Origin of the sequence: Bacillus sp. FJAT-27225, assembly GCF_001685025.1 — a bacterium.
Taxonomy (GTDB): domain Bacteria; phylum Bacillota; class Bacilli; order Bacillales; family Cytobacillaceae; genus Bacillus_D.
In genome coordinates, this window is record NZ_MAYU01000012.1 from 491,203 (window position 1) to 516,413 (window position 25,211).

Genomic DNA, 25,211 nt, shown 5'->3' on the forward strand with positions numbered 1-25,211 from the left:
TCAACTCACTTTATAATTTGATATATAAATTATATTAAGCTTTGATATATCAATTTGAGATTTTCAATTGAATTATAAATATTATATTTAGACTCCACTTCTTTACTATTATTTTCTTGATATTTGCCCCAGTTCTGTGGATTGTTTAGAATTTCTAATAACCTTTGTGCCAGAGCTTCAGTATCACCTGGATTTACAATATATCCATTATCATCTTTAACCACTGAATTAATTGAACCCACGTTTGTTGATATTATTGGTAACCCGTAACTCATTGCTTCAAGGATGGACATGGGCATGCCTTCATTGTATGAAGGTAGGACATAAACAATAGATTTAAGGTAAATACCCTCAATTTTATTCTCATCAGAAATCCAGCCAGGAATTACAAACATATCCTCAACATTTTTCTCTTTAATAACTTTTTTGACATTTTCAATTTCACCATCCCCAGCTAAAAGAAACTTGTACTTACGGTCAATTTTACCTTTTACCTTGGACGCCACTTCAACTAAATCGTAAGTTCCCTTTCGTTTTGAGAGAACTCCCATTGTTGTTATATATACTTTTTCTTGGTTATTATTAATTTTTTTTGGGAAAACAGCATTATCTAAAGAAAGCACCCTTGAATTACAGATAGATTCATAATATTCCTTCCATTCTCTTCCCAAAGCAATTATTACATTTACTTTGTTTAAGGTTTCAGTAATTTGCCTTTTCTTCGCTTCAGAACCTTTACCAAAAAAATCTTTAAACTGAGAACCATGCATGTGAAGTATAATTGGAACTTTTTTAGCATTTAATAAATTTATGAATAACCTTTTACGAGTAAAACTTCCTTTATATGACATATGAATATGTGCAACGTCAAACTTCTCTTTAAAAATAAATAGTTTTAGACTAAACTTAAAATATTGGATTATATAAAAAAGTATATTAATAAAATGATTCATCCCATAATACGTTGGGAAATACTCAAGTTGTACTTTATTATCAAGTCCGGCTTCAAAATAATTTTTTACAACTCTCGTAATCCCCCCATTTACGCGTAAATGTGAACCTATCATTATTACCTTCAAATTTCGTTCACCCAATTCCTTATTTTGCTAAAAAGTTCTCAATTATATTAATAATGTTTTTAGTATTAGATTTATATTCTTTAAAATCTAACGTTTTTATCCTAATTAATGCATCTTTTAATTCCGCTGGATTTGATATGCCCAAGATTAGATTGGAGTTAGAAAATTGTTTAATGATCTCTACTTGATGATTATCAACATGTTCCCCAAATTCTACTTTTCTAGGAACCCCAATTACTCGTATTCCCTTTTTGATTCCATTAATTAAAGAGCCAGTACCACCATGTGAGACAATAATTTCACTATTTTCCATAGCTTCTAAAAATTCCTCATTACTTAAAAAAGATTTATATGCATATCCTACAGGCTTATAAGTCGAATAACCTGTTTGTGCAAAAACATTTTCACCGCTCAAAATTCGTAATGAAATTAAATCGTCTACTTCTTCTAGTAGACGATTAAATTGAAACTTTTGTGAACCAACAGTGATGAATATCAATATATCCCACCTCCGTACTTTGCATTAGGATAGATTTTTTTCATCTCTTCCCACTGAACTATAAATAAATCTGCAAATTTATACATTATTCTTCCTGTAATAGTTGGAGAATGGATTTTCGAAAAACTTTCAATAAATATAAGTTTTTTTCTAAATAACTTCGCCAACACACAAATAGGCACAGTCGCCAAAGCTCCTGTAGAAATAACCACATCAGGTTTTTCTCTAATAAAGATTATAATTGACTTAATTAGTATGGATACTATTTTTAATATAAATAATAGTTCTCTTCTGTTTATTTGAGTAACAAAGTATGTTTTTATACCCTTCGAATTTATTCCATAGTCAGTCTTTTCCGTAATAATATGACTATTATGTTCTTTCATCATTGGGTAAAGCATCATAAGTTGTTCGAAATGCCCCCCAGATGAAGCCACAAAACATATATTCAATAAACTCTTCCCTCTTTCTTATTATTTAAAAAGAAGGTAGCATTATTGTAACAAACTACCTCTCCACAAAAATCCTTTATTACACCCGGTTTGTTAATAAGATTAAAAAGCATCTTTTGATCCAAACATTACAATAATAGTCCTCAAAATAATTTTTGTATCTAGTGTTATAGATCGATTAGTTATATATTTTAAATCAAGCTCCACCATTTCTTCAAATCCAACACTATTTCTCGCGCTTACCTGCCAGAGTCCTGTACAGCCTGGTGTTACCAGTAATCTCTGCTTGTGATATTTTGTATATTCAGCAACTTCCCGGGGAAGTGGCGGTCTAGGGCCAACAAGGCTCATGTCGCCTTTTAGCACATTAATCAACTGCGGAAGTTCATCGATGCTTGTTTTACGGATAATCCTGCCGATTTTTGTAATCCGCGGATCTTCTTTCATTTTAAACATCGCACCGCTAATTTCATTATATTTTAACAGTTCTCCTAGCTTTTCTTCAGCATTAGAGACCATGGAACGGAATTTATACATATTGAATTCTTTACCGTTCAAACCTACACGTTTTTGAGAGAAGAAGACCTTCCCTTTTGGATCTTCCACTTTTATTAAAAGTGCTACAATCAGAAAGACAAAGCTTAGAGCAATTAGACCAGTAGCTGCTCCTATAATATCAATGAGTCTTTTGATAGCAATATAGTATTTTCCGGTACTCAGATTAATCCGATATGATTGCTGTTGTTTAAGATACATAGAATCAGTTTTTGCAAAATTGTCCAACCAAGTTCCCTTCCTTCCCTAAATCAATACCGATTCTTTTTTATAGGAAGCAATCAGTTCCTCTAGATATTTGAGCATATCTTCACTTATATCTTTATGCTGCAGCGCAAACTCAACAGTTGTTTTGACAAAGCCTAACTTTTCACCGACGTCGTAACGCTTGCCTTCAAAATTGTAAGCAAACACTCTCTGGATTTGGTTGAGTTGCTCAATAGCATCCGTCAATTGTATTTCCCCACCTGCCCCTGTCTCCTGCTTATCAAGGATCATAAATATTTCAGGAGTCAGGATGTAACGGCCCATAATTGCAAGGTTCGAAGGAGCAGTTCCCGGTTGAGGCTTTTCTACAAATCTCCTAACCTGGTAACGTCGGCTTTCGTGGTCTCCTGGATCAATCACACCATAACGGTGTGTCTCATTTTCAGATACCGCTTGTACCCCGATAATTGATGAATAAGTTTCTTCATATTGATTGATTAGCTGTTTAAGACATGGCGTGTCGCTTTGAACAATATCATCACCCAGCAAGACTGCGAATGGTTCATTTCCAATGAATTTCCGAGCTGACCATACTGCATGTCCAAGTCCTTTTGGTTGTTTCTGACGAATGTAATGAATATTTGCAAGTCCCGTAGAGTAACGTACTTTGTCTAGCAGGTCGAACTTTTCTTTTTCAATCAGGTTCTGTTCAAGTTCAGGAGCAAAATCAAAATGGTCTTCGATTGCACGTTTCCCTTTCCCAGTAACGATAATGATATCTTCTATGCCGGATGCAACTGCTTCTTCCACAATATATTGAATTGTAGGTTTATCGACTATCGGAAGCATTTCTTTCGGCATTGCCTTTGTAACTGGAAGGAACCTTGTACCAAGACCAGCTGCCGGAATAATTGCTTTACGTACCTTTCTCAATTGACTTCCCCCTATATACTTTTATATAATGTTGTTTACGAAATTTATTAAAATAAATAAATACCTAAAGGCAATACATGTTTAGCACATGTATTCACGTTAGGTATTTAAACCAACCATTATGAAAGCGCGACGAGCCCCCGTTCCTACAGCCGCTTTGAATGCGTTCGGTTTTGCCACTAGTCCGGTCGAAGAAACCGGGGCATCGTAAGGCGCTTGCGCTTTTATGTATCTGGGCATCTAACCCATCCTCACATCATGCAACCGACGACTGGCGTCTAAGGAGGGGTAGACTCTCCCACTGCATGACCGAGTGCTTCCATGGATAACGGACAGGATAGCCTCGCCGGCCAGGGAGTATTATCCCCTGGCAAATTATTGATCAATAATTCTTCATATCCAATCAAAATAGGCCAAGGAATTTTTTCTGTTTAATTCGTGAAGGTATGTCGCAGATGGCGTGCTTCCCTTCAAGCAGCAGCTCGGCATTTTCCTTTAACAGATAAACCATATCCGTGCCAAGTTGTGACTGAATTGTGCTATATGCTTCTACCAACATAAATCCGCGGTTCGTAGTGTTATGGGCATCCGATGCAAGGAAATGGGTTAGGTTAGATGAAAGAAGTTCCATTGTGAACTTCTTAATTTTTTTTCCGAATTTACCCACCGCGCTCGCCGCGGTAATTTGTGAAAGTGCCCCATTCTTTACCAGCCGATAGAGGATTTCAGGCCTTTGGATCAGTTCCTGATTCCGCTCGGGATGGGCAATGATTGGGGTGTACCCTTTCAGTTGAAGGTCAAAAAATAGCTTTTCGGTATAGTGCGGGACATTGCTCGAAGGGAATTCTACTAAAATATAGTTTGAATCTCCCAATGGCTGGATATCGCCGGTTTCAATCCCTTTTAAGAGCTCACCATGTATCCGTACTTCTTGGCCAGGTACTATCTTTATATCTATTTTTTCCTGTTGGAAAAGACGGTTAAGAGATTCTAGTTGTTCTTGGATAGCTTGCTTTGGATTCACTTCATGGCTATTTAAGTGATGCGGTGTGGCAATGATTGTTGAGATGCCTTGCTTAAGCGCAGCGTTTGCCATATTTATAGCATCTTCGGAGGTCTGTGCTCCGTCATCAACACCGGGGAGGATATGACAGTGAATATCGACCATTTTCCCACACTCTTTCCAATATAATGTCAAAATCGTATGACATTAATACTATCAACAACTTGCATTCTAGTAAAGAGGGGGAAAATGTCGAACCCTGTTACTTTCCTCCGTAGTATTGATAGTAATAGTAATCGTTACCCTTTATTTCCTTATGGTTCAGAACCGTACCCAGCAGCTTTCCCTGGGCAGCTTCAAGCAGTTCTTTCGCCTTTGTGACCTGCTCGATAATGGTCTTCCCGCTATAGATGACAAGCAAAGTGCCATCACACTTATTGGCAAGAATTTGCGCATCTGTTACCGCGAGAACTGGCGGTGTATCAAAGAGCACAATGTCAAAATGGCTATAAGCCGTTTCAAACAGCTGATTCATCGTAGCGGCACCAAGCAACTCGGCAGGGTTTGGAGGAATCGGTCCACTCGTCATAATAAACAGGTTTTCCACTTCGGTTTCCCTGATGGCTTCTTCAAACTGAATTTGCTTTGTCAACACATTCGTAAGGCCATACGTATTAGGTAGACTGAAAGTGTAATGAACCGTCGGCCTTCTCAAGTCGCTATCAATTAGCAATACCTTTTTTCCAGTCTGTGCGAAAACGACTGCCATGTTTGCTGCTGTTGTTGACTTTCCTTCGGCTGGGCCTGATGAAGTTATCATCAATGAACGAATTTCCCTGTCCACTGAGGAGAACTGGATATTCGTACGGATCGTCCGGTATTGTTCAGATATAGTCGATTTTGGGTCGAACAGGGTGACAAGCTTGACTCTTTTGTCACCTGTTTGAGGTTTTTTTCGCCTATTAAGAGCCAATGGTCTCACTCCTTGATGTTCTTGATCTTCTTTCTTGTCGCTTCGCCTTCATTTCGGCAAGCTGATCGCTATCAATTGTCGCGATTACGCCAAGGACAGGAAGACCAAGGATACGGTCAATATCCTGTTCTGTTTTAACAGTATTGTCAAAGTACTCTAGTAGGAAGGCAAGGCCGACACCCGCCATTAATCCAACTACAATCGCGATTGCTACATTCAGGAGCGGCCTTGGCTTGATTGGTGACGGATCTTCTGCATATTTTGCCCAGGTAAGTATTTGAACGTTGTCGACCTTCATAAGGTTTTTGATTTCTGTTTCAAAAACCGATGAAACTTCATTTACAATATCAACGGCCAGTTTAGGATTAGGATCCTCAACTGTTACTCTGATAACCTGAGATTCTCCCTCACTTGTAACTGATATTTTCGAGTTGAGATCAATAGAATTATCCATATCAAGATTTTCTTTAACTTTATCCAGGATTTTAGGAGTTTTAATAACTACGCTATACGTATTAATTAACTCAAGGTTAGTTTGTATCTCATTAAGGTTAATCAATGACTGGTCACTTTTCGCGGAATTTACAATTATCTGTGTCGAAGCCTGATAGATCGGTGTCAGAAAAAAGAATGAGACAATCCCGCTGGCAAATGCAGCAACAATTGTAATAGATAGTATCATTACGAGGCGTTTTTTCAGAGTTTCGAGCAATTCCTTCAAACTTATTGTTTCTTCCATTTTGGTCCCCCTGGTTTTCGTGTCAAACTTTCACTATTATAGCATGATAGTGTCGAGAAAAATGTGTTAATATAACAAACTTTTTACTTTTGTTACATGCTCACTGAAACAATTAAACCACAAAATTGTTAAATATTGTAGGGTTTTTCAGAATTTCTATATTTTGGATGGTTTATTTTGGCGAGATTGGGGAATATATAAAAGTTTTGATGTGCAATGCGTTACAAAAACCTGCGCTAGTGCGCAGGTTTTTGTGTTTTTCTATTAAACTATGAACTTTGCCCAATTTTCTAGGGGATCTCATATTAAACTACAAACTTCTCTGCTTCGATTAGCTTTTGGGCTGCCAGGCGTTTCTTGGCGACGACGTTAATCGGGGTATGGCGAGTGAACTTCCTGAGTGCTGCAAGTAGCATGCGGAGAGTATCGCCTTCTTCTGTAGCAAGAAGGGTTTCTTTCGCGTGCTGCTCAATTTCGTTGAAGGCTTCCTGGCAGAAGATTTGAGTATACAGGAGCTTCTGCTGGGATTTCTCCAGGCCTTGCTTTGTGATAGCCTTTTCGGTTCTTAGGACGGCAGATTCCATTGCATAGGCATTAGATATGATGTCGGCAATGTTGACGAGGATTTCCTGTTCCTGTTCAAGTTTTTTGCCGAACTTTTGGGCAGCAAGACCGGCTGCGAGCAGGCCAATTTTTTTCGCGTTGGTAACGAGATGCTTTTCCTGGGCGAGCGGTTCGTCACCTGGCTCTTCCGGCATCATCATCATCAACTCTTCCTGAAGCTTCATTGCTTTTTCAAAAAGAGGCAGTTCGCCTTTCATTGCTTTGCGGATGAAGGTGCCTGGGACTAGCAGGCGGTTGATTTCGTTTGTGCCTTCAAAGATTCGGTTGATTCGTGAGTCGCGGTAAGCACGTTCGATTTCGTACTCAGCCATGAAGCCGTAGCCCCCGTGGATTTGGACACCTTCGTCTACAACATAGTCAAGCGTTTCGGTTGCGAATACTTTGTTCATCGAACATTCAATTGCGTACTCGGCGATTGACTTGGCAACCTGAAGGCCGTCTTTTGCTTCCTCTTCGGAGAGGCGGCCCATGCGGTCTTCGAAAAGGCCGACTGTACGCCAGACGGAGCTTTCCGTTGCATAAATTTTTGACGCCATCGTGGCGAGCTTTTCTTTTGTCAGGTTAAAGCTTGAAATCGGTGTTTTGAACTGCTGTCTTTGGTTTGCGTATTGGACGGTGATTTCAAAGGCGCGCTTTGCCCCGCCGTTCGCACCGACACCAAGCTTGTAGCGTCCGATGTTCAGGATGTTGAAGGCAATGACATGGCCTTTGCCCGGTTCGCCAAGTAGGTTTTCTTTCGGCACTTCGGCATCCTGAAGAATTAGTGTACGGGTAGACGATGATTTGATTCCCATTTTCTTTTCTTCAGCACCAGTGGAGACGCCTGGGAACTCGCGCTCAACAATGAATGCGGAGAACTGTTCGCCATCAATTTTCGCATAGACAATGAAGACATCGGCGAATGCAGAGTTGGTGATCCACTGCTTTTCCCCGTTGAGGATGTAATGGGTTCCCGCCGCGTTCAGCTTGGCGGTTGTTTTTGCCCCAAGTGCATCGGACCCGGATGATGGCTCAGTCAGGGCGTAAGCAGCGAGCTTCTCGCCAGTTGCCAGGTCAGGGAGATACTTCTGCTTCTGCTCTTCGTTTCCGAACAAGACGATTGGCAGGGAACCGATACCGACATGGGCTCCGTGGGAAATCGAGAAACCGCCAGCACGGGCCATTTTTTCAGCGATAACAGAAGAGCTTACTTTATCAAGGCCCAGGCCGCCGTATTCTTCTGGAACATCTGCGCCTAAAAGGCCAAGTTCGCCGGCTTCTTTTAGCAGTTTGACGGAACGGTCGAACTCATGGTTTTCGAGGTGCTCGATTTGTGGAAGCACAGATTTAGTGATGAACTCCTCGGTTGTCTTCGCAATCATTTTATGCTCTTCGGTAAAGTCTTCCGGGGTAAAGACACGGTCAGGCGATACATCCTCAATCAGAAAGCTGCCGCCCTTGATGGACTGGTCGAGCGTGTTGGTCATTTTGATTCCTCCGTTTCGTTTAGGCCAATATTTTCGGTTTTATCGGCGAGTTTCTACCATTATATATGCGTAAATGAAGGCGCTTTAAATAGAACGTTTAAAGAAGTTCGAACACACCGGCTGCGCCCATTCCTCCACCGATACACATGGTGACAACACCGAATTGCTCGTTGCGGCGTTTCAGCTCGTGAATCAGGGACAAAGTGAGCTTTGCTCCGGTACAGCCCAGTGGATGGCCAAGAGCGATTGCACCGCCGTTGACGTTCACTTTGTCTTCGTCAAGGCCGAGTTCACGAATGATCTGGATGGCCTGGGAAGCGAACGCCTCGTTCAGTTCAATCAGCGAGATGTCGCTTAATTCAAGCCCGGCCAGCTTCAATGCTTTCGGGATTGCGACAACCGGACCGACACCCATAATTTCTGGCGGAACTCCACCAACTGCAAACGAGCGGAATTTCGCAAGCGGCTTAAGGCCAAGCGATTCTGCTTTTTCTCGCTCCATGACCATGACAGCAGCTGCGCCGTCACTAGTTTGGGATGCGTTACCGGCTGTAACTGTGCCGTTAACTGAGAAGGCCGGACGTAGTTTTGCGAGTGTTTCCATGTTTGTTTCTGGCCGGACGCCTTCGTCCTGGGCGAACTGGAAGGATTTTTCCTTTAGCTTGTTGTCATTGCCGATAGAGCAGATCGTGACGTCGACTGGGACGATTTCGTCCTGGAATTTGCCTTCCTGGATGGCGCGGGCAGCACGCTGATGGCTACGGACGGCAAACGCATCCTGGTCCTCACGGGATATGCCGAATCTTATTGCGACTTCCTCTGCCGTGTGTCCCATGCTCATGTAATATTGTGGTGCGGTTTCAGCGAGTTTGATATTCGGACGGGTTACGTGGCCCATCATCGGCACCATGCTCATCGATTCGGCTCCGCCGGCAAGGACGGTGTCGGCGTGGCCAATCATGATTCGTTCTGCCGCATAAGCGATTGCCTGCAGACCGGATGAGCAATAGCGGTTGATGGTGATTGCCGGAACTTCGTAAGGAAGCCCGGCAAGGCCCGCGATGTTGCGCGCCATGTTCAGGCCCTGTTCGGCCTCCGGCATCGCGCAGCCGATAATCAAATCATCTATGTTTCCTTCATAATTGCCGGCGCGCTTCAAGGTTTCCTTGATGACTAGCGCACCGAGATCGTCGGGGCGGACCCCGGCGAGCGAACCTTTCTTCGCTTTCCCTACGGGTGTGCGCGCTCCGGCAACAATCACCGCTTCTCTCATTGGTTTCCCTCTCTTTCGCTCTACTATTATATGAATCTAGGCGGCTGGGTACCGGGAGGTGCCCGTCGCCAAATGATTGTGCGTAGATATGAGTTGCCTGCTTTAGAGCGTAGGCGCCGGCGCAAGCCGGCTTTTTCCAAAAGCGCCTTTAAGCTCTTAGTTCCTTAGCGGTTTGCCTTTGACGAGCATGTGCTGCATGCGCTGCTGGGATTTTGGTTCGGCGACGAGGCTTAGGAATGCTTCGCGCTCGAGGTCGAGCAGATATTGTTCGTCGACTTCGGTGCCGTATGGGACTCTGCCTCCAGCGATAACGTATGCAAGTTTCTTGGCAATCTTCATATCGTGCTCGGAGATGTAGCCGGACAGCTGCATCGCCTGGGCTCCGAGGATGAGTGCGGCATAGCCGGTTTCACCTGTGACCGGAACTTTTTTGCGGACAGGCGGCTTGTAGCCTGCTTCGTAAAGGCCAAGTGCTGCCTGCTTGGCATCGTAGAGCTGATGGTCAGCGTTGACCGAGATACCGTCTGCAAAGTTCAGGAAGTTGTTTTCGCGCGTTTCGGCTCCGGATGTGGAGACTTTCGCCATCGCGATTGTTTCGAATACTTTTGCCGCGACTTTCATCAGGTCGAAGTCGACTCCTTTTGGCAGCGAGTTGAGGTGCTTGATGTACAGCTCCTTGTTTCCGCCTCCGCCCGGGATAAGGCCGACACCTACTTCGACGAGGCCCATGTAGGTTTCCTGTGTGGCCTGGATGTGTGCAGCAGGAAGGCAAACTTCAGCTCCGCCGCCGAGTGTCATCTGGAATGGTGCAACGACGACCGGCTTTGGAGAGTATTTGATTTTCATCATTGTGTTCTGGAACATCTTGACGACCATATCAAGGTCCCAGATGTTGTCGTCCTGGGCTTCCATTAGAATCATTGCCAGGTTCGCACCAACGCAGAAGTTCTTGCCCTGGTTGCCGATGACGAGACCTTTGTAGTTCTTTTCAACCTCGTCGATGGCGAAGTTAATCATCTGGAGGATGTCAGGTCCGATTGCATTGTTTTGCGAATGGAACTCAAGAAGTGCGATGCCATCACCGATGTCGATCAAGCTTGCACCGGAGTTCTTTTTGATGACGCCTTTTTCTTTTTTGATTTGCTTTAGATTGATTACCTTTGGGTTCACGTTGAGCGGTTTGTACTCGCCGTTGTCGTAATAGGTGTTTTCTTTATAGAATGACGTGTGGCCGGCAGCGAGCATGTCGTAGATCCAGCCCGATACTTCGCGGCCTTCCTCCTGCATTTTCGCAACCGATTTTTCAATGCCGATTGCATCCCATGCTTCGAACGGACCCTGTTCCCAGCCAAATCCCCATTTCATCGCACAGTCGATTGATGGGATGTCGTCTGCGATGGTGCCGAGCAGGTCTGCGGAATAAATCAGGACGGGACTGAAGATGTTCCAAAGCAGCTCGCCAGCGCGGTCATTTGCGTATACAAGCGCTTTCAATTTATTTGCTGTGCCTTTTTCTTGATTGGCCAGTTCGGTTGCAGCCGTTTTCAGTCTTTTCCGAGGTCCGTAGGTTAGTGTTGATGGGTCGAGTTCAAGGATTTCCTTGCCTTGCTTTAGGAAGAACCCTTGGCCGGATTTGCTGCCGAGCCAGCCTTTTTCGAGCATTTGGTTCATGAATTCTGGAACGGTGAAGACTTCTTTCTCATCACCCTCGGCCTGATCACGGACGTTTTTGGCAACATGGACAAATGTGTCAAGACCGACGACATCAAGTGTACGGAATGTTGCTGATTTCGGGCGGCCGATCAGTGGACCAGTGATTGAGTCGACTTCGCCAACAGAATAACGGCCTTTCAGCATTTCTCTAAGTGTGACTAGCAGGCCGTAGGTGCCGATTCGGTTGGCAATGAAGTTTGGTGTGTCTTTTGCGACAACGACGCCCTTGCCGAGTGTGTCTTCGCCGAAGGTCTTCATGAAGCTGAGCACTTCAGGGTCGGTGTGTTGGGTCGGGATGATTTCCAGTAGTTTTAAGTATCTTGGCGGGTTGAAGAAATGTGTGCCGAGGAAGTGCTTTTGGAAATCCTTGCTGCGCCCTTCTGCCATTGCTTCTACTGAGATACCGGATGTGTTGGATGAGACGATGCTACCTGGTTTGCGGTACTGGTCTACTTTTTCAAATACTTGCTTCTTTATGTTGAGGTTCTCGGTGACGACTTCGATGATCCAGTCGACTTCTTTTATTCGGTGGATGTCGTCTTCAAGGTTGCCTGCTTCGATAAGGTTCAGGTTTTCTTTGACTGTGAGCGGTGCCGGCTTTTGCTTAAGCAGCTTCTGGAGCGACTCGGTGGCTATGCGGTTACGGACTTGTTTGTCTTGAAGTGTAAGTCCTTTTGCTTGTTCGGCCTGATTCAGTTCTCTTGGGACGATGTCGAGGACAAGCGTCGGAATGCCGATGTTCGCAAGGTGTGCGGCAATCCCTGAGCCCATGACTCCGGATCCAAGAACGGCAGCTTTTCTAATCGATTGAATCACATTTGTCTCCCCTTTCTTTTTTGCGTTAGGGTGTGGGTTGAGTGGCTGAAATGCGGTCTTAACGCAGTTGATTAGTTGATGGGCTAGTCGGTTGATTGGTTGAGCAGGATTGTCTCGTTGTTGTTGAATGAACGCTCATTCATTTTCTGGGCAAAAAAATATTGGCTTTGTTTCCATGACTGAGCCTCGTTACTTCTAATAATAAAATATTTAGAAAATTGGTGCAACAAATAAGTGGGATGAAAATTAATATATATTTGGGGTGGTCTGCTTTTTTCTAAACGGGATCAACGTGAAAAGTAAGTGAGGCATCAATAAATTAGAAAAAGGCTATTAAAACATATGCCTTTTTCTAATTTAGATTATTAAATTAACGATAAGTTCAGTTTCTTGCCCTTTTCATTGACATGTTCAATAAGTACTTCAACATAATTACCTTTTACAAATAAGAGGTCAAGATTGGCGACCTGTTCGTCATTTAGCTTTGAGATGTGTAATAAACCAACATAATCATCTATTTTTCCGAATACCCCATGCTTTTTATTTGTACCTGTAATAAGTATGCTAATTTTTTCTCCTTTTTCAATTTTATAATCATTATTAAGGGTGGATTGGAGATTGTTTTTACAGTTGATTAAGGTTTCATGTATATGATTCGGTAAATTATTTAAACCAAAATTTATTAATATGAATGTGTTTTCACGATTTACAAGATTTGTATCAATTTCAGAAATATTATTAAGTTCAGTTCCTAGTTTTACAATGGCATTTATTGCCGAGGTCAAATTTGATTTTATTAATTCCTTATTTTTTCCAGAAATAATTTGGTTTGCATCATTTTCAGTAATGATTCTTACTAATTTTTTTTGATAGTCTGAGATAAATTTTGCGATTCTCTGTTTGAATTTATACCTAACTTTAGTAATAAGGTCTAAATCATCATTAGAATTTTTAATTTTAATTTTCCTATCTGTAATTAACCGTTTTCCTTCATAAGTGATAAGTAAAGAAAAAATTAAAATCTCATCATTGACATTAATATTTTGTTTATCTAATGACTTAAGATAATTTTTTAGCACTTTACATGCTATTTCAACATCTCCTTCTTCTTTAAGCATTAATGCATACATACGAATTAAATCGATATGGGAAAATGTTAAGTGTGAAAACTCTTTATAAAGATTTATTGCGTATTTCCTCGAATTCATATTTTTTAAGTAACCAGTAATGCCACTTAAAGCTTTAATTTTTAATTCCTCACTGCAATTGTCATCATTTAATAATTTTCGGTACGCATCTATATTTTCTTGTTCAGTCTTATAGTCCCTATCTCTACCTAATTTTTCAAGTAAGTCGATATAAATATTTGTAGTGTTATTTTTCCAGCCAATCTGTTCGATAATCGAATTGATAGTCTCTTTTAATTCATTATCGATACCATTATAATAATCTTCCATTATCCTTAGAATATCTTCTGAATAAATCCTGTGTAATTCGTTAGAATCCTTTATTGTAATACGTAAATTGTTTAACTCATCCAAGGCTTCATCCACATTAAATTGGAATTGAAGATCGTTTAACAAATACCTTAGTACAGAAATATTTATAGATAGGGATTCTTTAATAATAATGGGGTAAGAATACTTAAAAATAAGTTTAGCTTCGTACGGTAAGTAATCATAAAGTCTATCATATAAGAATTTCTTAGCGTTTTCACTATTTGCAAGTGTCTTAAAGTGGTCATCTACAAAGCTATAGCTTTTATACATATATGCAAATTGATACAAGAAAAGCGGTCTTCCTTCTGTTGCTTTATGTATTAAATCCATTTTCGAAGAATCAGAGACTAATTCGTCGATTCTTTCCATATTCCATTTAAATTCAGATTTAAATACATTTGTTAGGAAGTCAATTGAAGCGTTTTCATTAAGTTCAACACTAGTCAATTGTTCTCCGGTTAATCCATGCTTTATTCTGCTAGTGAAAATTACTTTGTGGTAATTAATATTAAGTTTTTTTGCAAAATCAATGATTTGTTCTCTTTCATTCTCATTGAATGTTTCAAAGTCATCTATTACAAAAAGTGCTTTTTGTGATATTGAAAAAATTTTATCTTTAAACACATCAATATTTTGTAGGAAATAATCATATTCAAGCATAGGCTCAAAAAGTACTTGTGAAATCTTATAGACAACTTCATTTAAAGATCTAATGTTATTTTCAATTGTCTCAATTTCTCCACTCATATAGTTGAATTTTCTATCTTTAGCAGAAATGAAAACTACATAATCGAATAATTTCTTAGAGTCATTAAAAAGCCTATTACATATATGTTGGACCAGTGCAGTTTTACCTACACCCCCATGGCCCCATAAAGTCAAGGCAACGCTTGAATTGTTTTTAATTAAAAAATCATAGATGCCTTTCTCTAAGGTTTTATCCAAATTAAAATACTCAGAATAATTATTTTCAAACTTATTCATGATTAATCCATTTAAGCTTAGCTTTCTCTCTTGATCGGGACTATAAAACAAATCTTTTATTTCTTCCCACTCTAAATAATAATCATCCTCTCCTAGAATTTTTGAATATTTTATTCTGCCAGTTAATTTTTCTTCTAATTTTAAAAATAACAAAGCTGTCTCTTCATCCTGTAAATGTATAAATGGTGATACTTTTATATAAAAATTTGGCTTACTGGGTGCTGAAATATAAGTATTATACAATTTTAACTCTGACCCAAAAAAGTATTTTGGGGTAACTGACCATTCATCAAATTCTCCATCGGGGCCGATTCTATAACCATAATATTCATCCTGATCCTTACCTTCTACATAATAGTAAAAGTATTCTGACTTTAATACATCCACCTCATTAGTTAATATTTCATATAAATCAACCATTGAATCATTAAATTTGTTCAATTCAACTTCAGTCATTGTAAAGCCATGGCCATATTTATTATTTCTTATATTTGGGAAATTATTTAGTGTTGTTTTTACTTTTTTATTAATAAATATTTCTTTAGATAAATCAAATTCACGGAGATATTTAATATAATGCCCAGTCGAAAGTTTACTAGAGTCATAGATAAATTTAGAGTGACTATCAAAATCAATCTCATTTTTATTTTTTTCTAACAGATATGCAATGGATAATGTAAATAAATAATCTGTTCTCTGTCTTAAAATACTCTGAAAGATTACTGTATTTTCCTTTCTCCTATACCTTTTTATACGATTATTAAATTTATTAATGATAAAATCCAAAATTAGTCATCCATTCTAATAGATTTTAAGTATATTTTAAGTACATTAATAAAAAAAATCAATAATATTTCTATATTTTTACATTTGTAAATACTTTAAAAAAACGTAATATAGATTACTTGAAGTGACCCATATCATAAGTAAATGAGGTCATGGAGGTCGAAAAAACCGGAAGCTGTCACCAAAGTAAAGGTTGCTATTTTGAAAGACGGCGGTATGGGGAAAGTACAATCTCATTCAGGCGTGAGAATCTCCCTCGAGCGACTGGGCTTTGATGTAACCGAACTTCATCCGCAGCAGGTAGCTGCATCAGGGCTTAGCGGTTTCGATGTATTTGTTTATAGCGGAAGTGCCAATTTAGTATCATTCAACTCCAGCGCCGCCAATAAGGAATTTACGCTTGCAAATGAAGCTGAATACATTGCTTTTAAAGAAAACGTGAATGAGTTTGTCGAACAGAACGGCAGATTTATTGCAGTCGGTGCAGGTGCTTCCCGTGTTGCAAAAACACTTGGGCTGACCGACGTGACTGTAAATACTGGGTCTTCAAGCAGCAACGGAATTGTACGGGTTGACTATAAAGGAACTAGAATCACAGTGGGATATGGAGCCAATGACGTGGGATTTGTTTATGGTCCTGTCTGGTATACGAATACAGACAATAAAAATGTCGAAGCAACCTTTGCCACAAGTCCGGACTTTTTTGAATCCGGCCACTGGAAAAACCGTGAAGCAGCATCAGGTCAGGCTATTATTGTTGAAGAAAAGAACCGCCCTGTAACGCTGATTGGCATAGAAGCAGGCTTCCGAAACCATACAGATTACTTATTCAGGCTCCTATCGAATTCGATTTTTGACAAGTAAAAATACAGAGGGACAAAACGTTAAAATCGCAGATCTAATCACATAGCAAATAACAAAAAATTTTCAACAAAAATCACAGTATCTTCACAAACAAAAAAGGCTTAGAGCTCTAAGCCTTTTTTGTTTTATCTTATTAAAATTTTAAGCAGACATTAATTCTGTTATAGAATCTTTTACATAATCTAATTTAGATATATCAAAATGATTAATCAGGTGCCATTTGAAATCGTCGTGGTTAAACTTTGATTCAATAATTACCCGTATATACCAACATAAACTATCTAATAAAAATTTCCCACATATCAAATTGAAAAAATCTTCTCCATTTATGTCGATATACTTTTCTTTTATTATCAAAATTTCGGCTTCTGCTCTGTTGTCGAGAGAATTAACAAAATCCCAATATCTATCGAAAGCACCGTCTTGTCTTTCAAATCCTGTTGTGGCATCAATAAATTCCCCTGTTGATCTTGATACAGTTGGATGCTCGGGATAATACTTCTTCACAAAACTATATGCCAAGAAAAGCTTCGTAGCTTGTCCAACTACTAAATCTCTCCACCAAGAAAATTTTAATTTCTCCTTCACTTCGTGGTCTAGACACTTCAATCTACCTTTTGAAAATTGAACACAAGCATCTTCATCAATAAAATAGTTTTCTATATTGTATGTTTTTAAATATATAAAGTAAGGATTTTCTATCATTTCCTCTGAATTAATATATCTGTCAAAGTCTCCATCAACAATATAAAGGTTTTTTATTTTTGGGTTGCTTGGATTATTGATTCCAAATTCTTCAAACCTGTCTTCTACTCCGCTTTTTCCTCCAGCCGAAAATATACTTCTAATTTTATAGTTCTCTCCGAGTAGACGCTTAAAAATTGTTTCGTATTCATATTCTTTTCCTGAATCCTCCACAAAAATGTTAATATCATTTAAATCTTGATAATACATATATCTAGTGGCGGATGCTTCAGATGAATACAACAATTCATCTGAATCACTCATTTAGTAACTCCACCTTTTCCACATATTTTTTCTCTAACTTATACATTTTATTTCTATTTCTACCAATAATCTCAGGGGAATGAGTTGCAAATATCAATTGGATATTTTTATTTATTTCTAAAGTCTTTTCAACAAACCTTTTTTGCCAAGATAAATGTAGTGATAGTTCAGGCTCATCAACAACAAAAATACCAGAAGTACTACTTTTAACACTAAAAATTAAATTAGCGAAAAAAGTAACTAATTGCTTTTCCCCTGAAGAAAGATATTGAATACTTATGGGTTTATTACTGTATTTAGTAATAAAGAAAACTCTACCAACTGAATTTATAATAATTTCCTTCTCGTCTTCACTATTTCCGATAAACTCATTCATAGTACTGAGAAAAATTTCAATAGGCTTTCTTGCTAAAGACTTTCTTTGTTCCATTTTTTCAGCAAGAATAACTAAATTTTTTATTTTAGAAATTTCTTGGAATTTAATAACTAAATCAAGAGGTAAACCTTCAAACTCATTCTTTTGGAAGGTTGAAAACTCATTAATAAACTCTGCAAAAAATTTATTATAATCTTCCTCCTCTGATTTATCTATGAGCTCTAATTCTTTAAGTATTTTTATATATGCCTTTTTTGTTTTTTGAAGTTCAGAAACTGTATTTCCTTGCTTCAATATATCTTTAACCAAGTTATCTATAGAATATTGACGATTAACCTCTAATAAAGATTTTAAAATTTTGTTTCTAAATTCATCGCTAAATTTAGAAATGGTCGAATTAATTCGTGAATAGTTAAAACTGATTAACGCTTCAATTTTCATCATAGCAATATCTTTATTATCAAAATCATTATTATAATCATCATCTGATGGTATACTACGTAATCTTCTCATCATAAAATAATCAATTTCGTCTTCATATTCATATAAAACTGATGAACGATTTAAAGGGAGGTACACATAATTAAAAGTTTGTTTAATCGTATTTAAAAAATCATATTGATCAAAATAATAGCGGAAAACTTCACGAGAATCTTGTGGATTTTTTCTACTAATTTCATGAACAGATCCTTTTATTATTTTATAATCCTTATTATTAAAAATAACTTTCAAATTACTCTTACTTCTAATTATTTTTATTGTTTTACTTTTTTCATTCTTAACACTTGAAGTATATAGTAATTCAATTTCTTTAAAATCATAATTAAACAACTTATAAAGTTGTCCAGTAATGATAGCTTCAGTTATATTTAAAATTGTTGTTTTACCACACCCATTTGTCCCATAGATAAATGTTACATCTGAGTTAAAATCTATATTATAGTCAAAATATCCATATAAATTTCTAACGTTAAGACTTACTAATTTCACAAATTTATCCCCCATATTATATTCTCCTTATTATATAATATTTTCTATATAATTACCATTTTATTCATATAATATATGTGAGTAGCCTAAATATTAGAATAAAGAATAGACTTGATTAGGAAGGAATATATAAGTTATTGAAGGATTTGATGTTCAAGGCTCTCAAGATAACGGTAAAACAACTGTAATAGCAAGCAACAATAGTTCTGAAATTATTAGCATGTAAGTTCATTACGTAATATATGATGCTGATATGATGAGAAGCCTTGTAGAAGAGAATATACATCCGGGGAATTCTTGGGGCTAGCGCCATTTTATGTTGGTATGTGTAAATTCAGTTGGCATTAATAGCTATTATTTAGCAAAGAAACAGAGTGATGAATAGTTGGAAATATAAATAGCATAACACCAGGGATTTACACCCGAAATTGAAGCACTACTTCTATGGTAACGACTATTCAATAAGGAAAAAAGAAAACGGAAACCAGCACTCAAGTAATTGTTGGTTTTTGCTGTTATTTGTTTCTAATTATGCCAAGTCCTTATTGAAACAACTATAGATGTATGGGCAAAGAATGATAATCAGCCTGTATCCATTGACATTTATATGATGATAAAAATTTAAGTAAGGTTAATTTACCATACCGAAAAATCCTCATTAGTAAATTTTAAGGTATAGGTGAATATTCTTTAGCCTTTCCAGGACACAGGACTAATAAAAAATAATGCGTGCCGACTTAAGGTCAGCACGCAATTACTGTAGAGCGGGATATGCTGCCTTTAATTAAGGCCAGGTTATTTTTTGACTGCTTCCAGTTCCTTTAGGACCAATTCTACATCCTCATCAGATAATGGGGCAAAGCCTGTTTCCGCTGCCACATCCTTGGCATTTTTCATCGTATAAATCGCGTAATCAAGAACCTGTGCCTTTTCCTTTGCATGGCCTACATTTAGATAAGTAAATACCGGGCGAGTAAATGGAGCATACTCTCCATCTTCTGCAATAGTGTCCAATGAAGGTTCAACTGGGCCGTTCCCAAAATCCACCTTAACTGCAGCTAGCTTTTCCTTATTGCTGTTATAGTATCCATAGCCAAAAAATGCAATTGCATTTTTGTCTTTGGAAACAAGATCTACGAGAGTGGAATAATCCTGCTGCAGGTTAATATTTTCTGGCAGGTCCTGCTCGTCGAGGATGTTTTCAAACATAAATTCATAGGTTCCGTGGTTTTCATTCGGTCCATATGTTTTAATTTCTTCAGCCGGGAAGTCAGGTCGTACATCGGACCATTTCTTTTTCTCCTTGCTTGCCAGGAAGATATCGATGATTTCCTGTTCGGTCAGCTCAGTAGCCCAGTCATTTTCCTTATTGATGACAAATGTGAGACCATCAAGCGCAACCTTCATCTCCTGAACATCGATTCCAAGCTCGTCTGCCTTGGCCTGCTCTTCTTCCTTAATTGTCCTGGATGCATCATTAAAATCTGTTCCATCCTCGATTAGGAATTTTTTAAAACCAGCCGACGTTCCAGCCCGGCTTACTTCAACTGATACATCACCGTTTTTATCCATATAATTTTCAGCCATTTTCGCCATGAACGGATAAACTGTTCCAGAACCGTCTATCACAACGCTGCCTTCAAGTTCATTTTTTGCGCCGCTGGCCTTTGAGTCGTCGTTCCCGCAAGCAGCAGTGAATGCCATTACTCCTGCCATCAGCAGGCCCAGTCCCATTTTTCTGTAAAGTTTCATTTTGTAATTCCCCCTAGTATCAAATGTTCTTCCAACATCTTTCATTATAGAGGGGGAGTTTTAAGCTAGAATGAAGTTATTGCAAATAATTGTAAATGTTCAGTAAATTATCGGATGAAAAAATGATACCTAAGCTTAAACAATTCCTCTTACGCCAATGAATCCCCTTGGTTACAACTCTTTACCTACCCATTCCTAATACATTTCTTCATTTACTCTTATCATCCGGTCCAGCCAAGTAGGAAAGCCGCAAAGTAAATCGTGTACAGGTAAACCCAGTAAAATCAAATGCTTTTTCGGATTATTGTGGACCGCAATATGGGTAACGCTCTACTTCTATGCGAACCAGCTCATCGGTATCAATGAAAGCGGAACGATGATTAACATTCATCGCACCAGTATTCAATCAAGAGACATCTGGCTTCAATATTGGCCATTGGTTGTAGCGCTTATCGCTTTTAAAATTGTACTAGCAATCTATAAATTCATTAAAGGACAATGGACAAAAAGAATGGCAGTCGTTAATACCTTATTGAATTCGCCACAACAGTGATTTTCTCTATGGTTTTACTAACTCCTAACATATTTAATCCAGAATTTCTGCATTACAAAAATGAGTTCGAAAATATTAATTCCTGGTTAATCTCTTTCCTTATCATCATCTTTAGTGTATTCGTAGCCATTAATACATATAGAAGGTTTCCGTAAAGCCAGGGCCACTGAATAAGCGCCGGCTACAGTGTTAGTAATTGCTCCAAATCAACTATAAGATGGAATTGTTTCTGCGATTATTATAAGAGTCATAGTTGGCAGAAAAATCGCAATAAATTATTGACATCTTACGTGAAAGGGTTATATTGCTTTGACAAGGAGGTGTTACAGATGTCTATTATTATCTATTTTCCTGACCCCAAACAACTCGAAGATTTCTATTATGGGCAAATTGAAGTAACAGAATAAACTTCACAGTCGGAGGAAATTGCGTATTAACAAGGGGTGAGCATGCTAACCTTGTTAGTTGTTTCCCCCCCTAAACTGGGACGATTCTATTTACTGGTGGCTCTCCAGATAAATAAATCTGGCGAATTAGAACTGTCCACCCTTTGCTTTACATCTCTTCCGGCGCCTGCAGCCCCAATAGTCGCAGTCCCTCTTGAAGAGTGATTTTCACTGCATATACGAGCGAGAGTCTTGCTTGTTTCAGCTCGCTGTCATCAAGAATTCGAACGGCGGCGTAGTATTTGTTGAACGCTCTGGACAACTCGATGACGTACTTGGCGATTTGGGACGGGTCGTAGTCCTCAATTGCACGTTTGATTGCTTCCGGAAAACCCATAAGGTTTGTGATGATTGGCCAGGCTTCCGGGTCCGAGATGCTGATGCTATCATCGTTTTCTTTGAAATCCCCTTTTCTTAGAAGCGAAGACGCACGGGCATCGGTGTATTGAACGTATGGTCCGGTTTCGCCTTCAAACCGCAGCATGTCTTCGAGCGAGAATTCAATATCGTTTTGGCGGAAGTTTTTCAGGTCATGGAAGATGACGGCCCCTGTTCCGACCTGGCGAGCAACTTCCTCTTTGTTCGTAAGGTTGGGGTTTTTCTTTTCGATATCGTCAAGGGCCAGTGAGATTGCTTCATTTAGGACCTCCTCCAACAGGACAACCTTCCCTTTCCGTGTCGACATTTTCTTGCCGTCCTTTAGCATCATCCCAAACGGAACATGGCTCATTCCCTTTTGCCATTCAAACCCCATATTTTCGAGAACGGCGAATACTTGTTTGAAGTGGAGCGTTTGCTCATTGCCGACCACATACAGTGATTTTGCAAACTGGTAGGTTTCCTGCCGGTAGATGGCCGCTGCCAGGTCGCGAGTCGCATAAAGAGTGGTGCCATCGCTTTTTTTAATAAGGCATGGCGGGAGATCCTCGAGCGAAACGACCTGCGCCCCTTCTGATTCCTCGAGAAGCTTCATGTCCTCAAGCATGTGGACAACTCTGTCCATCTTGTCATTGTAAAAGGCTTCCCCGTGATAGGAGTCAAACTCAATTCCCAATAACTCATAGATTTTTGCAAACTCCTTCAGGGATTCGTCGCGGAACCATTTCCAGAGAGCGATGGCTTCCGCGTCCGCTTCCTCCAGCTTTTTAAACCAGGCGCGGGCTTCGTTTTCCAGACTTGAATCGTTTACGGCTTCATCATGGAAGTGGACATACAATTTCAGCAGCTCTTTGATCGGCTGCTTTCTGACGGCAGCTCCGTCTCCCCATTTTTTATAGGCAACGATTAGCTTACCGAACTGGGTTCCCCAGTCGCCCAGATGATTAATCCGGATTGGGCGGTAGCCTGATTTTTCGGCGATCAGCGCAAGGGCATTGCCGATGACGGTCGACCGCAAATGCCCCATTGAAAATGGCTTCGCGATATTCGGTGATGAGAAATCGATCGTCATCATCTGGTCATTGCCGATTTTATTGTCGCCAAAGTGTTCTTTTTCAGAAAGGACTTTTTGAATGATTTGCTGTGAAACTAGTGATTTGTTGAGGAACACATTCACATAGCCGCCAACCGCCTCTACTTTTTCAAAAAGTGGTGCTTCAATTTTCTCTGCTAGTTCGGTTGCGATGCTCTGCGGCGATTTCCGGAGCAGCTTCGCCAGCTCGAAACATGGAAAAGCGAGGTCGCCCATGTTCTCGAACTTCGGTTTTTCAATCATCAGAATCAGTTTGTCTTTTTCAAGCTGCCCGTTTAAAGCACTGTACAGGTTGTCAGCAAACCCAGTCTTAAAGTTCATCGCTCTTCCCTCCAAAAATAAAAAGCCCCCGCCTCTTTTTGTTAAAAAAGAGACGGGAGCCTGATTCCATTCCCGCGGTACCACTCTGCTTGTTTTTGCCCATCAGCAAAAACCACTCGACATTCGTAACGGGGTCTCTCCCCGGCTATCCCTACTCTCTTCAGGACAGCATCTCAAAAGTGCGGTTCATCATTTGCTTCGCACCAGGCTCCCACCCTCCCCGGCTCGCTTCGCCACCACAAACAACTACTCTCTTCATCATCGATATTCGCGTATATTATTCTCTATTATATCCATTTAATTGAAAATGGCAACAACAGGGACGGTTCTTTTTGTAGAGAGGTTGCCCGGACAGGTAAAGGCGAGATTCACCCACGGCAAATTTTATCGCCCTCAATGAAGCATTTATCGCCCCTATTCACAAATCAGACACTTCAATAACTGACATCAAACAGTCCAAAGTGGTTGATTATATGTAAACATCGATATTCATCTCCCTCGTTTGATAAGATAATACACAAAAAATAGCGTTAATCCTTTCCCGGATTAACGCACCCCATTTTTATAAGTACCCCAAACTATCTCGAGCCTATTATCCCAATTACAAAGGTACATACCAGTGTCAGCAACACTGCTTGAATCTTTCCACATTGCTATCATTTGAACAGTATCGGGACCACCTCTCGCAAATTATTCTTCTTCCCGAAACAAAAGGGCTTCCTTCGCCATAACAGCAAGTTCAATTGTTTCAAGGGTTTTGCAATAATTCGTTAAAATCTCTCCGTCCATACTGACCTCTTTATGAATATAATCCAGAACATTCAAATCCTCAAACCAATCCCCTCTCTCCGCACCTTCATGATGGGTATTCGGCCAGGCGTATTTTAAAGGCGGGCTGTACAGCCGCTCAGCACCCTTCCTCAACTCGCAATTCTTGACCCGCCGCTTGTAAAGCGATCGAGGATAAGATTCATTTACATCATTAAATAAGTCAGGCCAATAATCTTTCCGCGAGCCGGTATGAGGGTGTTCATGCGCCCATTTCAACACCTGCCCTAGAATCTTTTCACGCTGAAAAAGAAGGGAATACAATTCTTTGCCGACTAAAATCCTTTCGTGGAGCGAAGTAAAATACCGGGAAGTGACGCCGGCAAGTGAAGCTTTCTCGCTTTTTTCCCCTGAACAGTAGGGAAAAAGAATGTTATTGAGCCGCAAAAAGTCATACATTTTAAAGCTGACTGTACCTGTTACGGTCTTTTTGAAATGATTATTTTGAATCAACCTTTTTTCCAAATAGCTTTGTTCATTTATCACCATTGCAATCGCCAATGTATAGCTATCCCCACTGCGCCAAAAATAACGCCACATCGATTCCATGAAGGTGGAGATGTGAAGAAAGGGTAAGAGATGGAACATTTCTCGGCTGCCTCTCATACTCAGGTCATAAACCAAAAATTGAGGAAACACATCTTGAAAGATCAACCAGCTGCCGCGTTCCAAAAAGGGAAAAATAGCTTTCTGGTCTCCTTCAGGCAGAAGTTTTGTAAGCAACTCTCCTTTTAAATCCGTCATGTTCCATCCGACGTTTCGCGATACCATATGTCCGAGAAGGGCCCAATGTATTTCGGGGTGCTGAAGATAAAACTGAAAATAAGCTTGCGTCCGTGTTACATTGTTTTGGTTAAGTAGTCTCGTCTGTTCCTTTATAAGGTGAATACGTTGTTTATCTTTTTCTGATAAACAGGGCAGAACGCCGGAAGATTGCTTTTTCATCTTTTTTTTCAATTCTTTTTTTACATCTGAGAAAGAGTCCAGCAAAAACGGCATCA

The 25,211-nt window shown here is 39.6% G+C and carries 18 protein-coding genes and 1 other annotated feature; of the genes, 1 reads left to right on the forward strand and 17 read right to left on the reverse strand.

Annotated features, from left to right (window positions below):
- Positions 1–29: 29 nt before the first annotated feature.
- From A8F94_RS09820 to A8F94_RS09875, 12 genes are all read right to left on the reverse strand, one after another.
- Positions 30–1,079: a glycosyltransferase family 4 protein gene (locus A8F94_RS09820; RefSeq protein ID WP_066199079.1), complete on the reverse strand. Its 1,050-nt coding sequence runs from the start codon at positions 1,077–1,079 to the stop codon at positions 30–32.
- Positions 1,080–1,098: 19 nt separating this feature from the next.
- Positions 1,099–1,578 carry a PssE/Cps14G family polysaccharide biosynthesis glycosyltransferase gene (pssE, locus tag A8F94_RS09825; RefSeq protein ID WP_066199082.1) on the reverse strand — a complete coding sequence of 160 codons (480 nt, stop codon included), beginning with the start codon at positions 1,576–1,578 and terminating at the stop codon, positions 1,099–1,101.
- Positions 1,575–2,030, reverse strand: coding sequence for a PssD/Cps14F family polysaccharide biosynthesis glycosyltransferase (pssD, locus tag A8F94_RS09830; RefSeq protein ID WP_066199084.1), 456 nt, complete (start codon positions 2,028–2,030; stop codon positions 1,575–1,577). The genes pssE and pssD overlap by 4 nt, the downstream gene beginning before the upstream one ends.
- A gap of 102 nt (positions 2,031–2,132) precedes the next feature.
- Positions 2,133–2,786, reverse strand: coding sequence for a sugar transferase (locus A8F94_RS09835; RefSeq protein ID WP_066200427.1), 654 nt, complete (start codon positions 2,784–2,786; stop codon positions 2,133–2,135).
- A 45-nt stretch (positions 2,787–2,831) separates the two neighbouring features.
- The gene (gene galU / locus A8F94_RS09840; RefSeq protein WP_066199087.1) at positions 2,832–3,725 is read right to left on the reverse strand and encodes a UTP--glucose-1-phosphate uridylyltransferase GalU; all 894 of its coding nucleotides are present in this window, start codon (positions 3,723–3,725) and stop codon (positions 2,832–2,834) included.
- A 403-nt stretch (positions 3,726–4,128) separates the two neighbouring features.
- The gene (locus A8F94_RS09845) at positions 4,129–4,893 is read right to left on the reverse strand and encodes a tyrosine-protein phosphatase (protein ID WP_066199090.1); all 765 of its coding nucleotides are present in this window, start codon (positions 4,891–4,893) and stop codon (positions 4,129–4,131) included.
- Positions 4,894–4,990: 97 nt separating this feature from the next.
- Complete coding sequence (locus A8F94_RS09850; RefSeq protein WP_066199093.1) at positions 4,991–5,701, reverse strand: CpsD/CapB family tyrosine-protein kinase; 711 nt, start codon at positions 5,699–5,701, stop codon at positions 4,991–4,993.
- A complete protein-coding gene (locus A8F94_RS09855; protein WP_066199096.1) occupies positions 5,691–6,440 on the reverse strand; it encodes a YveK family protein in 750 nt (249 codons plus the stop codon). Before A8F94_RS09855 ends, A8F94_RS09850 begins: the two co-directional genes overlap by 11 nt.
- A 305-nt stretch (positions 6,441–6,745) precedes the next feature.
- Positions 6,746–8,530, reverse strand: a complete 1,785-nt coding sequence (locus A8F94_RS09860; RefSeq protein ID WP_066199099.1) for an acyl-CoA dehydrogenase family protein — start codon at positions 8,528–8,530, stop codon at positions 6,746–6,748.
- A gap of 97 nt (positions 8,531–8,627) precedes the next feature.
- Positions 8,628–9,803 (reverse strand): acetyl-CoA C-acetyltransferase, encoded by a 1,176-nt coding sequence (locus A8F94_RS09865; RefSeq protein ID WP_066199102.1) that lies wholly within the window; start codon positions 9,801–9,803, stop codon positions 8,628–8,630.
- A gap of 156 nt (positions 9,804–9,959) precedes the next feature.
- Positions 9,960–12,329: a 3-hydroxyacyl-CoA dehydrogenase/enoyl-CoA hydratase family protein gene (locus A8F94_RS09870; protein WP_175384406.1), complete on the reverse strand. Its 2,370-nt coding sequence runs from the start codon at positions 12,327–12,329 to the stop codon at positions 9,960–9,962.
- Positions 12,330–12,697: 368 nt separating this feature from the next.
- Positions 12,698–15,601, reverse strand: a complete 2,904-nt coding sequence (locus A8F94_RS09875; RefSeq protein ID WP_066199108.1) for an NB-ARC domain-containing protein — start codon at positions 15,599–15,601, stop codon at positions 12,698–12,700.
- 216 nt (positions 15,602–15,817) lie between these two features.
- Here A8F94_RS09875 and A8F94_RS09880 point away from each other — a divergent pair, with 216 nt between their 5' ends.
- Entirely contained in the window at positions 15,818–16,465 is a 648-nt protein-coding gene (locus A8F94_RS09880; RefSeq protein ID WP_175384388.1) for a hypothetical protein, read from the forward strand.
- Positions 16,466–16,606: 141 nt separating this feature from the next.
- On the opposite strand, the gene A8F94_RS09885 is transcribed toward A8F94_RS09880, so the two are convergent.
- The 5 genes from A8F94_RS09885 to A8F94_RS09905 form a co-directional block, all read right to left on the reverse strand.
- On the reverse strand, positions 16,607–17,473 hold the full coding sequence (locus A8F94_RS09885) for a DUF4435 domain-containing protein (RefSeq protein WP_066199114.1): 867 nt from the start codon (positions 17,471–17,473) through the stop codon (positions 16,607–16,609).
- Positions 17,466–18,854, reverse strand: coding sequence for an AAA family ATPase (locus A8F94_RS09890; RefSeq protein WP_077247640.1), 1,389 nt, complete (start codon positions 18,852–18,854; stop codon positions 17,466–17,468). Before A8F94_RS09890 ends, A8F94_RS09885 begins: the two co-directional genes overlap by 8 nt.
- A gap of 780 nt (positions 18,855–19,634) precedes the next feature.
- Positions 19,635–20,591: a PstS family phosphate ABC transporter substrate-binding protein gene (locus A8F94_RS09895; RefSeq protein ID WP_066199116.1), complete on the reverse strand. Its 957-nt coding sequence runs from the start codon at positions 20,589–20,591 to the stop codon at positions 19,635–19,637.
- Positions 20,592–21,699: 1,108 nt separating this feature from the next.
- Positions 21,700–23,382 (reverse strand): arginine--tRNA ligase, encoded by a 1,683-nt coding sequence (argS, locus tag A8F94_RS09900; RefSeq protein WP_066199118.1) that lies wholly within the window; start codon positions 23,380–23,382, stop codon positions 21,700–21,702.
- A 45-nt stretch (positions 23,383–23,427) separates the two neighbouring features.
- Positions 23,428–23,653: a binding site (T-box leader), on the reverse strand.
- A gap of 419 nt (positions 23,654–24,072) precedes the next feature.
- The gene (locus A8F94_RS09905) at positions 24,073–25,209 is read right to left on the reverse strand and encodes a DUF2515 family protein (protein ID WP_066199121.1); all 1,137 of its coding nucleotides are present in this window, start codon (positions 25,207–25,209) and stop codon (positions 24,073–24,075) included.
- Between the last annotated feature and the right edge of the window lie 2 nt (positions 25,210–25,211).

What these genes read in the sequence shown, in the direction of transcription:
- A8F94_RS09835 (WP_066200427.1), bottom strand. Translation starts at nt 2,786, where the DNA reads ATGTATCTTAAACAACAGCAATCATATCGGATTAATCTGAGTACCGGA.
- A8F94_RS09845 (WP_066199090.1), bottom strand. Translation starts at nt 4,893, where the DNA reads ATGGTCGATATTCACTGTCATATCCTCCCCGGTGTTGATGACGGAGCA.
- A8F94_RS09855 (WP_066199096.1), bottom strand. Translation starts at nt 6,440, where the DNA reads ATGGAAGAAACAATAAGTTTGAAGGAATTGCTCGAAACTCTGAAAAAA.
- A8F94_RS09860 (WP_066199099.1), bottom strand. Translation starts at nt 8,530, where the DNA reads ATGACCAACACGCTCGACCAGTCCATCAAGGGCGGCAGCTTTCTGATT.
- A8F94_RS09865 (WP_066199102.1), bottom strand. Translation starts at nt 9,803, where the DNA reads ATGAGAGAAGCGGTGATTGTTGCCGGAGCGCGCACACCCGTAGGGAAA.
- A8F94_RS09880 (WP_175384388.1), top strand. Translation starts at nt 15,818, where the DNA reads ATGGGGAAAGTACAATCTCATTCAGGCGTGAGAATCTCCCTCGAGCGA.
- A8F94_RS09885 (WP_066199114.1), bottom strand. Translation starts at nt 17,473, where the DNA reads ATGAGTGATTCAGATGAATTGTTGTATTCATCTGAAGCATCCGCCACT.
- A8F94_RS09890 (WP_077247640.1), bottom strand. Translation starts at nt 18,854, where the DNA reads ATGGGGGATAAATTTGTGAAATTAGTAAGTCTTAACGTTAGAAATTTA.
- A8F94_RS09895 (WP_066199116.1), bottom strand. Translation starts at nt 20,591, where the DNA reads ATGAAACTTTACAGAAAAATGGGACTGGGCCTGCTGATGGCAGGAGTA.
- argS (WP_066199118.1), bottom strand. Translation starts at nt 23,382, where the DNA reads ATGAACTTTAAGACTGGGTTTGCTGACAACCTGTACAGTGCTTTAAAC.
- A8F94_RS09905 (WP_066199121.1), bottom strand. Translation starts at nt 25,209, where the DNA reads ATGCCGTTTTTGCTGGACTCTTTCTCAGATGTAAAAAAAGAATTGAAA.